This window comes from Bacillus sp. FSL R10-2780 (genome assembly GCF_038006125.1).
Taxonomy (GTDB): domain Bacteria; phylum Bacillota; class Bacilli; order Bacillales; family Bacillaceae_G; genus Bacillus_A; species Bacillus_A cereus_U.
In genome coordinates, this window is record NZ_JBBOUQ010000001.1 from 2,150,255 (window position 1) to 2,164,071 (window position 13,817).

Consider the following 13,817-nt stretch of genomic DNA (forward strand, 5'->3'; position numbering starts at 1 on the left):
TCCGTATACGATATTCGAAAACTTAGCTAAATATGTATGAAAACAAAGAAAAGCAGAACGTGTATTACACACATTCTGCTTACAAACAATACCCAACCCCGACAACAATTCCTAATAGTGCACCAACAACAACTTGATAGGGTGTATGTCCAACGAGCTCATTTAACTTTTTATATTCTGTTTGTCTACCATGAAAAAAATCATTCAATATTTTCGCTTGCTTACTAACCGCAAGCCTTACTCCTGAAGCATCGTACATAACAATAATGGCAAAAATAGCGGCAACCGCAAATATTGGACTCTCCACACCTTCCACCACTCCGACACCTGTAGCAAGTGCAGTAACAGTCGACGCATGCGAACTTGGCATTCCACCTGAAGCAAAGAACTTAGCAAAATCAAACTCGCCTGTTTTTATTAATTTAAAAACGACTTTCGTTAACTGTGCTAAAAACCAAGAAATTACAGCTGCTATAAGTGGGTCATTATGTAAAATTGTTTCCATGTTTTTCAGCTCCTCACTGACTATAATGGAATTTCTATATAATATAAGTATAAAGAAAAATGCGTAGAAAATACTACGCATTATGATACTTTTGCTGATTTATTTTTAATAAATTTTGGTTGTTTCTGTAGTAGAAACTTTGTTTTCGCCATTGAAAAGACAAATAAAGCAATCCATATACAGAAAAACGCAATCATATGAGTAGATGTGAAATGTTCACCAAAAACGAACACACCTAAAATTAAACTAATAGTCGGCGCGATGTATTGTAAAAATCCTATCATATAGAGCGGAATAAGTTGTGCTCCTTTAGCAAAATAAAAGAGTGGTAACGCTGTAACAATACCCGCCCCTATTAAAAGAAACGTTGATATTGCCGAAATAGAACCGAACGAACCAAAGCCATGAACTCCTGTCATAAACAAATATATAAGTGCAAATGGCGTCACTAACATCGTTTCCATCGTAAGCCCAATTGTTGCGTCGTAATTTAATAATTTTTTCGTTAATCCATATAATCCAAATGAAAAAGCAAGTGAAAGAGAAACCCATGGAATTGATCCGAAACGTATCGTTAAAATAACAACGCCTAATCCAGCTAAACCAACCGCAACATATTGCCAAAAATTAAGCTTCTCTTTTAAAACAACTGTACCAAGTAAAATACTTATAAGTGGATTAATATAATACCCAAGACTGGCTTCGATTACATGGTTATGATTTACGGCCCATATGTATACAAACCAGTTTCCACTAATAAGTATCGAAGCAATTGTTAATGACATTAATAATTTAGGTCGTTTAAAAAGGGCCACTAACTCCCCACCAAACTGACGAAACCTCTTCGTTACTCCTAAAACTAACAACATAAAAACAAATGCCCAAACGATGCGGTGTGCTAATATTTCATCCGCCGGTACTTCCTCCACCCATTTCCAATAAATCGGAAGAACTCCCCACATCGTATACGCACCCGCCGCATATATAATCCCCTGCTTTTGCTCTGCTGTTTGACTCCCCATCTTCCCTGTTCTCCTCTTCTCTTTTTTTCTTCATTATAAGGTCTCACATACTTACTTTACCAATATTCAATCTGCATTTCTTTCGACATTCCTCTTGCAAATCCGTTATATGTATAAAAACACTCCTACTGTTATAATAACGAGCACTGGAATACCGAAGATAAATTTACTTTTATGTGTCTTATGATGAAACATATACATACCAATCCAAGCTCCAACCGCCCCTCCAGCTGCAGCTGATAAAAACAACGTACTTTCTGGCGTTCTCCACTGCTTTTTCTTTGCTTTTCGCTTATCAAGCCCCATCATACTAAATGCTATAACGTTGATAACAATAAAATAAATCCATTTCATTTCTTTCTCTCCCTTAAAAAATTCGCTTTATGTTAACACGAAAATAAGGTGTGCACAAATAAAAATGGCTATAGGTAAAAAAAACTTTAGCCTACAACCATCATTGTAATACCTTATACTTTATTTCTAATCTTACTATGTTTTTTCGCGTATATAAAATAAATAAAAATACCTACAATAACCCAAATTGCAAAACTGATTAAAGTGGTTTTAGAAAGATTTAATGCTAAATATAAACAACTTACTATCGCAAGTATAGGTAAGAATGGAACTAACGGAGCACGGAACGGTCTTTTCAAATTAGGATGTGTCTTCCTTAATACAATTACAGCTATAGATACAAATATGAAAGCTGTTATCGTTCCCACATTCACTAAATTTGCCAACAAATTCAAGTCCAATAAACCCGCTAATACAGCCGCAAGAATACCCGTAATCCATGTATTAAAAAATGGTGTTTGATAACGTTTATGAACACTCGAAAATCTTTTTGGTAACAATCCATCTCGGCTCATCGAGTATGATACTCGAACAAATGCGAACATAGCAACTAACAGAACTGTTGTTAAACCAGCTATCGCTCCAACTGATAATAGACCAGCAATTCTATCCTCTCCTACAATACGCAGTGCATATGCTACTGGATCAGCTACATTCAGATCCGTAAATGGAACCATTCCAGTTAACACGAATGAAACACCAACATAAAGAATTGTACAAATGCATAAAGAGACAAGTAATCCAATTGGAACGTTACGTTGTGGGCGTTTCACTTCCTCTGCTGCTGTTGCAACTGCATCGAAACCTAAAAAGGCAAAAAATACAGTAGCAGCTCCTCCAATAACACCATGGTATCCAAAAGGAAGAAACGGCTGCCAATTCTCTGGCTTTACATAGTTTGCTCCTACAATAATAAATACTAAAATAACAGTCAGTTTGATAATAACCATTATATTATTTATACGTGCACTTTCTTTCACACCACGACTTAGTAAAAATGTAACAACTAAAATAATAATAACCGCTGGCAAGTCGATAATCCCGCCATTCCCCATCCCTGGTGCAGAAGCAACGATTGCCGGAATATGAATATTAAACCCTAATAGCAATGACTGAAAATAGGCTGACCATCCCGCCGCCACCGCAGAAGTAGCTAATAAGTACTCTAACATAACACACCAGCCAACTATAAAAGCAAAAATCTCACCTAATGTCATATACGTATACGAATACACACTTCCTGAGACCGGGACTGTAGATGCAAATTCAGCATAACAAAAAGCTACACAAGCACATACAATTGCAGCTAACATGAAAGATAATACAATTGCTGGACCAGCATGTTTCGCTGCTACAATACCTGTTAATACGAAAATTCCTGTACCAATAATTGCTCCAATTCCTAAAAGCGTTAAATCAATTGCTCCTAAAGTTTGCTGTAACACGTTTTTCTTTTCTTCATTCATTGCTTTCTTTATAAATAAACTCATTCGTAGAAACCTCTTTTTCAAAATTATCCCTTACTCATTACAATCTTTATTACTGTTGCTATTACACATTAATAATATTCATACTTTACTTTCACTCCCTATATAAACTCCACAAATTACATGCCTAAAAATCAGAAAAATCAATCTTCTAAAAATACGCTTGTTAACAAGCATGTTTTTAGAAGATTGATTGAATTTATCACACGATTAATTATATTGTCAACAATATAATTAATTCACCCACATCGAATAATTATAAATAAAATAGTATTCCAAAATATACGATACCACTTGAAAACACTGTTAATTCCCATTTCAATACATTTTATATTATTTCGGAATTCATTTTTATACATCAGACTCAATGAAATCCCCATATACAAACAAGATAAAACCAGTCGATTCGTTATATAGAAATAATTATTCATCTTATCTTGTTAGACCGATTAACTTCCCTACAAATTGCAAACAGTATTTTCACCTAAGACAATAAAAAAAGCGCAGATGTTCATCTGCGCTTTATTCTTCCGCTTCAATTTCTGTACTATTATTATCGATATGTTCCTTTTGAGCTTCTTCTTGCAGCTCTGCTGAAATCATCGCATGATAAATTTCTGGATATAATCCAAATATTTGATATATACTTCCTAAAAACGGCATCGGAATCCCTCATTTCTAAAGTTGTATTGCCATTCTTAAGGATTCCCTTTTCACTCATTATACATTCGTTTTTGGCACTTCTTCTTCATCGGGAACATGTAATACATTTTGCCATTTTTTATAAGGCGCACTATTTGGATCCACATACCCTTTCGCATACGAACGATCCCACAATTGTTTCATAAACATCTCTTTCTCTTTCTTTGCAACCATATCTGCACCTGTTCCGTAATAGTTTTGGAAATACAACTCAATTTCATCAAGGAATAGCCTTAACAAATCGTCAGATGTTTCTTCTAACGTCGGGTCATATTTTGCCTCACGATCATACATTAAAATCATATCTAAAATATTATGGACATGCTCTTTACGAAGCCATCTAATATCTTGAGCACCTAATACAAATGCATGTGTATATAAATGTCCACCTTGTATCATTGCCTTTTCTTGCTCTTCTTCAAACCTGGACAAGATATTTTCATAAATAAACGGATTATGAAGCAATGCTCTGTGCAACTTATAACTTTCGCTTGAAATATTTTTCCCCATCGACTGGATTAAAAAGCTACGGCCGACACCGTTATATTGATACACGAATTGCCCATCAACAGCAACTAAGCTAATCCAGCGATACATATACGCGTATAGAAGAGCACGATTACATTTATCGTAATCTAACTTCGTTTGCGTTGCATTCAAGTCTGGCATAAAGGCTGGTAAGTGCCAATATTTATCTAAATGCGGCGTCAAACTAGATTTTTTACTATTTAATTTGTTCACGCGGCGATAATACGATTGAAAATAATCACCTTTATCGTTCATAAAACCATTCGCAATATGTCCAGATGAAAGCTTAGGAAAATCTTGTAGCGATAATCCGTAATGAGCACGATAACAAATCACTTCAAATGGTGAAAACGCCTCGTTTACCGTATCTTTTTCTTTAAACATTTCTTGCAATAACTCTTCTTGCAATTCTTGTTTTAAAGAAGGATGTACGCCCCAATATTGTAACTCTCTGTGATGAGAAACTTTCGGAACGAACGGACTTGCTAAATGGAAAAGATCTTCAATTTTTTCACGAACGTATTCATCACGATCACGTTTCTTGAAATCTGCTTCTTTTCGCAATGCTTCAACGATATTAAGCTCTAGTTTGTCACGATAGCGCACTTGAAGTTCGTCATAACAATAACTCAATATATGTTCACGATAGAAGTCTTCCACCTTTTTCGACTGAATTTCTTCGGCTTTCGCATCACGACAATATTCCCCGTACAAGCTCATATAAATTTCAGCCGATATATCTTTCGGTAATACACCTAAATTTAAATGTTGCTGCATATCTTGCCAAATCTTTTCTTGCAATTTCTCTTCAGCTAATACGTATACATTCGTCGGGTTCGTTTTCCCCTCAAATTCCTTGCTTCGCTTTTGGATTTCAAACAATAAATTTTCACGTGTTTCGTGTAAATTATCAAAGAATCTTTCCCAATATTGGATCATTTTATCAACTGCTTGGTATAGCGATTGATACACGAGTTCTAATAACATTTCTTTACGATACTCACTTAATTTGTGGACATATTGCGTTACGATATCTTCAAATTCTTTTTTGAACAAACGTTGCTGATTATAAAACATTTTGCCGACCCAGCCTTGTTGCTGGGCAATTTCAACGCGGCGAACAGCCGTTACCGTTCCATCAATATTACTCACATTAAATTTCTTATCGTAGTTTTGAATTAAATTACGCTTTTGTTCATTATTTTCATGCAGTCGATTCATCTTCTCTACTAACTGCTTACGAATTTCATACAGCATAAAACGTGCTGCGACAGGATGAACCGGATCCGTTTTCTTTAAAAACCATGTATTTAATTGATAAGACTGTCCTTCTGAGCCACTCGGTATAAAGCGGTCTGATTCGACCATGTCATATAAAAGTGTAGTCACATGCTCATGTACACGGCTCGGAATCGCATAAGCATATAAACGAACCGCATGATCAACTCTCGCTACTTCACCTTTCATTTGTTCCATCATTTTCAGTTTCGCAGCCGATATTTTACACTCATGCTGTAGGCGGTTTAATTCTTCATCTTTTTGCACTGTACGGTGTACGTAGCTTTCGACAGCATCTAAAAACAATTTTGATTTTGCAACACCGACCTTACCGCCCTCTGCCCCTTCGCGCGTCTCATTGAACATTTGTCTATAAAAAATATGGGCCTGTTCTGGACGAGTAGCAAGATGCTCTAAATCTTCTAAATAACTTTTCCCGCGCTCTGGCTTTTCACGCTGCATACCGCGCTTTACATCTTGATCATATCTTTGCTTCTTCTCTTGAAACAGTTGATCTAAATGAAGCCAAGATTCATCTAAACCTTGCACCGCCCATTTTAAAGCACAGTATTTCAAAACGTGCTCATACGGATAAATGAGCTTCGCCGTTCCTGCTCCGCAATATCTCCCTTTCCCACTCGATTCTGCCAATTGCTGAATTTGATTATCTTCCTGCGCAAAATGATTTGCAGACATTGGACTGAATAACTGTAAATAAATCGTATTTGCCATTTGCTCCATATAATCCGATAAATTGTGCAAATGGTGCCCATGTAAATTTTCATAATCATATAAGAAACAATAATTGTACGGTAAATGATGCTGCTTTATCGTATGATTTGTTCTTCCATCTTCATCCACTTGATCAGGACGATATTCTAATTCAATCGTTACGCCGCCTCGTTTTGATAATTCACCAGTCGACCCGAGCGTAATAGCGTGCAACTCTTTTAACGATGCGTAACCATTCGCTTGCACAGTTTCAAACTCTTTCGCACTAACCGTTCTCGTCTTAACTAAAACATCTGGCATTAAAAACGCACCGCGAATTAAAATGTTGTGATGCTGCAATTTTTTCCGGAGCATTTCACGCAAATATAATGCGATTTGTAAAAACATCCCTGAGCCTGTTCCGCCAGCTAGTGATGTTACAATAATGACACGTACACCATATTCCGTCTGATCACTTGTAACTGGAAAAATCTTCTCGATTTCTTGCCAAAACGATGTGAGTTTATCTTCTTTCATCGCTGCACGCAACGCTAAACGAGAAATGACACGTAACTGTCCCGCTCCTTCCGTTAACGGTTTATCAAGTATAGTCGGGTCCATTGGGAACCACTCTGGAATCGTTGGATCTCCCGCAATATACTCTCTCGGTGTTTTACTCGAGCTCGTTTGCGTCTTAAACTTCCGAATATGATCAAATTTACTCAATGTATTCACATCTGTATCAAATACATGCATCGCTACCTTTTTACGACGCTCCTCAGGTAATCTTTCATATATTTGATGTGTGACAGTACTACCGATTCCACCTAAGCCAATTAAAATTGTTGGAACTTGTAATGTCATGTGAACCACCTTCCTATTCTTGCTTGTTTGAAAAGAAGAATAAAGAGAGCCGGGCCTCCTCCGCCCCTCTTACACCCTATCTACTATTCACATTCGTACCGGTAAATCTCCTTACCATATCCTCTATCAATTACTAAAAGTTCATTTGGATACAACGTCTTATGCTCCATTCCTACCTCTTCCTCTGTTATAAACATCCCATCAATAATCATCCCAACCACTTGCGATTCTTTTGCTACAAATATAGATTTCGATCCTTTTTTCGCTATTAATGTTACAGATTGCACAGTCTTTCTTTCTGCTCGGAATGGAATGCCAAAATAGTGCTTCCACCATTTATTTTTAAGTAACTCTGGTTCAGATTGATAAAGCCAATCTTTCGCTACTTCTTGATCCCATTCGTAATATAGTAATGCTTTCCTATGAAATCTCGGACGAACAATCCATCCTAAAATAATAATTCCTACTATTAAAAGTAATAAAGTGATAGGAATTACAAATTTAAAAACGAGCGCATACTTCTCAAAAAAAGGCGCATTTTCAATGTGCAGTACGATTTTTTCCTTTACTTCTTGTAATGTTGAATCATTGATCGTGATGGTAGCCTCTACGGTGCCGGTATCTGTAAAATTGAATGTGTCGGAGTAATAAGGTCGAGGATAAACATAAACTTGACTACCATGCTGTTTTAATTCATAGTTGATCGATTGATTCGATGTGACACCAGTAGATTTTAATAGTTTCTTTACAGCCTCTTCTGTCATCGGTTTACCATTTAACTGTGGCTGTAAAATAAATGGTTTACTATTTTCTAAATTTGTTACCTTTTCTTCATAATCTTTCGTAACAGCTTGAAGTGTTAATTTTGGTTTTTCAGCTGGTTCAATCTTTAATTCTTTCGTCTGTCTATAAAATCCCTTTATATTCATATGGACTTTCCCGCGTACTAACTCTTTACCAACTTTTGTCTCGTAATAAAACACATGTCTTTTATCATCCCACTTCATCGGATACTGCTTTCCGTCTATTTCTACTTCTGCTTCGAAATAAGAAATTTGAATTGGTAATTCAGTAGGTTTCGCTTCAATAACAGCTGTCACACCTTCATACATTTTCTCAACATTTTTTCTATCTTTATCATCTTTGTCATACGTAGAAACAGTATAGTTAAGCGCTGGTTCAACAAGTACTTGTAATCCCTCTTTCTCAATGTCCTGATCCACTTCTATCGTATATGTCCCTGGCTTAATCACTTCCTGATTCGCTGTACTTACATGCACTATATTTCCGAATAATTTAGCTTCTCCTGGTGCATGTATGAAAAAAGAAGACTGCAATTGTAACGGTTTGGAAAGTTGCATAACTTTATAATTAGACAAAGAAGGTGATTGTCGTACAAGCGTCATACGCTTTAATGGAAACGGTGTTGTAATCTCTACTTTTTTCCCTACTATTTTCGTTTTAACAATCGATTCAACAGAAGAAAATGGATCACGATTAGCAACTAATGCTGCCACTTGATTCACACTTTGTACAATACCATCCTCACCGCTAGACGGCATGACAACTCCATTCATTTCTGTTTTCCAAATCTCTTTAAACGTATTTAACTGCTCTTTTTCTTGCTGCCCTAAATCCTCTTCCATCGTGATTAAGACTGGGTGCAAAGAGATCTTTTTAGAATCCATCTCTTTCTTAAACTGTGCTAACTTCTGTGTAATTTGTTCTTTTCCGCCAACCTTATCTTTCTCCAAATCATTAAATGCCCCGTCAGTTAATACAATAAGCCAAAATTCACGTTTCCCATCTATATCTGCTTCCTTCTTTATAGATTGCATCGCCGTTTCTACTGCGCTAAATGGAGTATTTAAATATGTTTTCCACGCGCCGATTCCATTAATTTCTGTTTGCCTTTGATCCTTTGTTAACGAAATGTTTAACGGATCATTTGGCTTACTCATTGGAACGTAAGAAAATTTATCTTTCTCATCTAATAGCGCAACTAAACTTTGCAAGGCGTAATTGGCATACTTCCAGCGATCGTTATTTCTCATGCTGCCCGAATCATCATATACAAGTGAAACGACCCTTTCCTTCGCCTCCTCTCCTTTTGCAAAAGCTGAAAAAGGTAAACATATAAATAGAAACAACATGAACGTGGCACAAATTCGAATTTTCATGATGAGGCTTCGCCACCTTTGTAGACAAATTCCTATGTTTAAATTTATGAGGGGAAACAAGATATATGACTTGTATTTTAGGACAACAGTTCACAACAATTACATTATGTAAACAAAAATGAACTACTCGCATATTTTATTTCGAGTTTTTTCCTTATTATATATCTGAAATAACGCATAGCTTTCATACTTTTCCCGCTATAAATTCCACCATTAAAGTTTGATTTTCTTTTTAATACAAAAAATAAAGAGCACGCTATAATTAGCGCACTCTTTACTTCTTCACATACACTTCAACAATCGGATTTTCCTTTTGATCTGCATGTAAACGTATATTCTCTTCACTTGTATTGTAAATACTAGCTAACAGCATAACCGTTAGTAAGTTAGGTATCTTCGCATCGCTTCCGTATTTTCTTTCAAGCGCCTCCTTATATTCAAAATCCAAATCTCCTTGCATATATGTATACACTTCAAAACCATCTTTCAAATTACATACGACCGTATCAATAATATCCGCCCCTACTTGTTTCTTTATTTCCCCCCGCAATGCTTCAATAAATTCTTCCCAAGGAACTTCGTACGTCTGAAATTGGTCTGTAGATTTCATTTCTCTTCCTCCTCGTTATGTATCCTGTTCGTATATTTCCCCTTTCGCGTAAGATATACAACAGTAAAAGAAACTTTAATTAGTGTTTTTTTTCCCTATGAACCTTAATACAGATTCTCTTGAACGTTCAATTTCCTTAATGTTTTCATCATAATATTTTGATGCATATGCATAGAAGATTATGTCAATAGTCAGAAATTGGGCAAATAATGAACTTGTTGCTGCACTACGAAATTGAGCCTCTGGTGCACGAACATGATGTAAGGACATATCAACTTTATTGGTTAATCTGTTATTCCCAAATCGAGACAATCCAATTGTTTGAATACCAGATGCTTTAGCAATATCAACAAGTCGCAGTACTTCTCCAGTTTCTCCACTATTGGATATACTAAAAAACACACAATTTTTTGTTGATGCAGCAAGTGCAGTAGCCATGATATGTGCATCCTGATATGCACTTACAATCTTTCCTAAACGTAACCATTTATGAGTAATATCTTCCGCAACAAGCCATGAAGCTCCTAATCCATAAACATAAATAACATCTGCATTTCTCATAGCTTCAATTATTTGATTGAGAACAACTTCATCTAAATAAAGTGCTGTTTCTTGTATCGCTTGTACAGAGTTGGAAACTATTTTTTCTTTAATAGCCGTTATTGTTTCATTTGGTTCAATGTCATAAAAACCTTTCTTCTCTGGGTATGAGAGATGCGATGATAAAGATACCTTTAACTCTGAAAAACTAGAAATTTCAATAGAACGACAAAGCCTAGTGACCGCAGAGCTACTCGCATTAGCATGAGTAGCTAATTCATGTATAGTCATTCTAATAACTTCTTGTGGATTGTTTAAAATATATTGCGCTATTTTTCTTTCAGATTTTGGTAATTGATATAATAAACTTTCAATTTTTAATAATACATTCACTACATGCATATTGAATTGCCCCTTTAACTTTTAATTAGCTCATATATTTCAGAGCTAAGTAATAACAGCCTAATGTAGATGATACATCTTCTAAAATAAATTGCACTTCCGGTTTTTCTTGTTTAATTTTTTCAATAAAGGAAGTTTGTACAATCTGTATATTAGTTAACACACTTCCTTTAATAGCAATTGTAACATTGTTGTCAAAATTTAATTTTCCACAAACATCAAGCGTAATCTTGGCAAGGTGACAGCCTGCTTGTTTGAGAATATTCTTTGCAAAATCATCACCTGCTTGTGCTTGTTGAACGATTATCGGAACAAAAGAAGCAATCTCTGCCTTAGTTGAGGAATAAATAAATTTTTTTAACTCAAGCACACTCTGATAACCAAGTTTTGTTAGTATCAACTTAGTTAGGTCACTATAATTTAATCCCTCATCTTCTTCTTGCGTCATTTTCATGAAAACCTGCATAGCAATCCAATAGCCACTTCCTTCATCACCAAGAATATGTCCCCAGCCACCTGCCAATTTTTCAGTATCATTTTGAACTCCAATACTAACAGATCCTGTCCCTGAAATTGTTAAGATACCATTTTTCCCCTTTAGTAAAGCAGCATGTGCAATAATTCCATCATTTACAATCATAAATGGAATATTAAACGCATCAGAAAGAGCATCTTTTATACCTTTTGTATTTTTAACCCCTCCATACCCCGCTAACCCTAAGCATATATACTGGCATTCTTCATTTTTCAAAGGAACTAAGCATTTTGCAATAGCATCAATAATGTTAATAAGAGCTTGCTCTTCATTTAAAAGTAAGTTTCCGTATCCTGCTTTACCTTCACTTATTTTTTCACCAGTTAAATCATAAGCCACTGCTTCAGTTTTAGTGCCACCACCGTCTACTCCGATAATATAATTCATATAGATTCCTCCTCATACATAAAGTAAAACTTCAATCAGTGGGTGTTTTCTTCATCCCCTATTGATTATTCCACCTAACCAAACGAGCTTTTATAGGTAGTTTACCTCCTACCTAACATCTTCGCTTCCACCAAATTTTGAGGTAAAAGTATTCCTATCCTCGAATAGTGGGATAAACAAAAAAAGGAAGGAGCGTTCTGTTCCTTCCTTTCCCCTTGGTTTGAGATTTTTTTCGATAAAATCACTTAATTAAAAATTGGAATTTCTCCCAAGGATTTAGGTAATCAAGGAGAAAAATTTCTTCCTCAACTATCCTGCCAACTAAATTTGTTTTACCTGAATTCTGCATTTCTTTCAATGCAATTTGCAGTTCACCTTTATATTGTCCGTATAGCTTATTTTCAATTAAAATATCTCCCCTTCTAATATCAGGGGTATATGTTGGTTCAAATTCTTCTCGTTTATATTTTACACGTGATTGAGTCGAGCGAATAAGATATTCTGAAACGTCTCCACGATAGAAGTGAGGTTCTTCTAGCACAATCTTTTTTTCTAATTCTGTAATCGTATCATATAGTTCTATATTAAACGTACATAGCTCACGGTTTAATTTACCGAGCGCTTCTAATTCAACCTCTGATGCATATGCGTTAGCAATAATCACATCATCAATTACTTCTGTTGCAAATAAGTGTTTCGCTTGCGTTACTATTGGTAATTCACGATGCATTTCAAGTGTACATAAACCTTCCGTTACTGGCCAAGGCCCATAAGTTGCTGCGTGCGAACTAATGAATGCGGACGTTCGAATATTATGAAGTTTAAATTTTTCACAACACTTTAGAAAATGATCATAACTTAATCCTGCATAACGATGAGGATAGAAGTTATGTGAACCTACTAAGTTCTCTTTATTAGGCTTATAAGCAATAATATTATCTAAATAATTCGTTGCATTACTCATATTAATTTCGATTTTTAAATTATAGGGATTATATGTCATGATAGACTCTTCATTCCCTGTAAACCCCATATCCAAACGAATTCCATACGCTCCTAAATCAGAAAAGAATGATAAATCAGCATAGGATATATCTAAATCCCCAAATACTCGAGGAGAAATATCGACCATTACTTCCATGCCTAATTGATTTGCAAATTCAATTATTTCTTTAAATTCCTTAATAATTTTTTCTTTATCACCTTCTACCGAAAGTAGGCAAGTAAAGATTTTTTTGAACCCATATTTTTGCGCCAGTACAATATACTCTTTATCCTTTTCTATACTTGAATGTTCCGGGTAAATAGAAATACCTAATTTTCTCATCTTTAAACCACCTTTACCTTTCTACATCCTCCATTATTGCTGTGGTGCTAGTTTTTTTATAATGCGAATCATATGTTCAATCAGCTTTTGTTCACTTATCGCTGTCATTAAGTGATCTTGAGCATGGATCATTAACAATGTTTTTTCACTTTGAACTCCATTCAATTCCGCTTGAATTAACTTTGTTTGTGTTCTATGAGCCAAGCTAAGTTCTTCCCCAGCTCGGTTGATAAGTTCTTCCGCTCTTTCGAAGTTAAATTCTTCTGCGGCTGTTAATGCTTCATAAGCTAGTCCTCTTGCATTTCCACCGTGAGAAATAATTTCAAAAATTTCCATTTCATTATTATTGATTTCTGTTGACATATCATAACACTCCTAATCGTAA

At 35.5% G+C, this 13,817-nt stretch carries 12 protein-coding genes; all 12 read right to left on the minus strand.

The features are described from left to right. Positions 1 to 79: 79 nt before the first annotated feature. Positions 80 to 505 (minus strand): divergent PAP2 family protein, encoded by a 426-nt coding sequence (locus tag NSQ47_RS11210; protein ID WP_002111092.1) that lies wholly within the window; start codon positions 503 to 505, stop codon positions 80 to 82. Positions 506 to 585: 80 nt separating this feature from the next. After that, positions 586 to 1,527 (minus strand): EamA family transporter RarD, encoded by a 942-nt coding sequence (gene rarD / locus NSQ47_RS11215; RefSeq protein ID WP_088079066.1) that lies wholly within the window; start codon positions 1,525 to 1,527, stop codon positions 586 to 588. Between the two features lie 105 nt (positions 1,528 to 1,632). Further along, positions 1,633 to 1,881: a DUF1294 domain-containing protein gene (locus NSQ47_RS11220; RefSeq protein WP_199660862.1), complete on the minus strand. Its 249-nt coding sequence runs from the start codon at positions 1,879 to 1,881 to the stop codon at positions 1,633 to 1,635. Positions 1,882 to 1,994: 113 nt separating this feature from the next. Next, positions 1,995 to 3,371, minus strand: a complete 1,377-nt coding sequence (locus tag NSQ47_RS11225) for an APC family permease (RefSeq protein ID WP_341036922.1) — start codon at positions 3,369 to 3,371, stop codon at positions 1,995 to 1,997. Between the two features lie 519 nt (positions 3,372 to 3,890). Continuing rightward, a complete protein-coding gene (locus NSQ47_RS11230) occupies positions 3,891 to 4,031 on the minus strand; it encodes a phosphonate ABC transporter permease (protein WP_341036924.1) in 141 nt (46 codons plus the stop codon). Between the two features lie 57 nt (positions 4,032 to 4,088). After that, entirely contained in the window at positions 4,089 to 7,451 is a 3,363-nt protein-coding gene (locus tag NSQ47_RS11235) for a tubulin-like doman-containing protein (RefSeq protein WP_078174157.1), read from the minus strand. Positions 7,452 to 7,534: 83 nt separating this feature from the next. Then, a complete protein-coding gene (locus tag NSQ47_RS11240; RefSeq protein WP_341036926.1) occupies positions 7,535 to 9,631 on the minus strand; it encodes a vWA domain-containing protein in 2,097 nt (698 codons plus the stop codon). A 274-nt stretch (positions 9,632 to 9,905) separates the two neighbouring features. After that, positions 9,906 to 10,241 (minus strand): hypothetical protein, encoded by a 336-nt coding sequence (locus NSQ47_RS11245; protein WP_002199710.1) that lies wholly within the window; start codon positions 10,239 to 10,241, stop codon positions 9,906 to 9,908. A 75-nt stretch (positions 10,242 to 10,316) separates the two neighbouring features. Beyond that, on the minus strand, positions 10,317 to 11,183 hold the full coding sequence (locus NSQ47_RS11250) for a MurR/RpiR family transcriptional regulator (RefSeq protein WP_002111099.1): 867 nt from the start codon (positions 11,181 to 11,183) through the stop codon (positions 10,317 to 10,319). Between the two features lie 25 nt (positions 11,184 to 11,208). Then, entirely contained in the window at positions 11,209 to 12,105 is an 897-nt protein-coding gene (locus tag NSQ47_RS11255) for a BadF/BadG/BcrA/BcrD ATPase family protein (RefSeq protein WP_341036929.1), read from the minus strand. A 241-nt stretch (positions 12,106 to 12,346) separates the two neighbouring features. Then, on the minus strand, positions 12,347 to 13,432 hold the full coding sequence (locus NSQ47_RS11260) for a DUF871 domain-containing protein (RefSeq protein WP_341036930.1): 1,086 nt from the start codon (positions 13,430 to 13,432) through the stop codon (positions 12,347 to 12,349). A 33-nt stretch (positions 13,433 to 13,465) separates the two neighbouring features. After that, positions 13,466 to 13,795: a PTS lactose/cellobiose transporter subunit IIA gene (locus tag NSQ47_RS11265; RefSeq protein WP_341036931.1), complete on the minus strand. Its 330-nt coding sequence runs from the start codon at positions 13,793 to 13,795 to the stop codon at positions 13,466 to 13,468. Positions 13,796 to 13,817 lie beyond the last annotated feature (22 nt).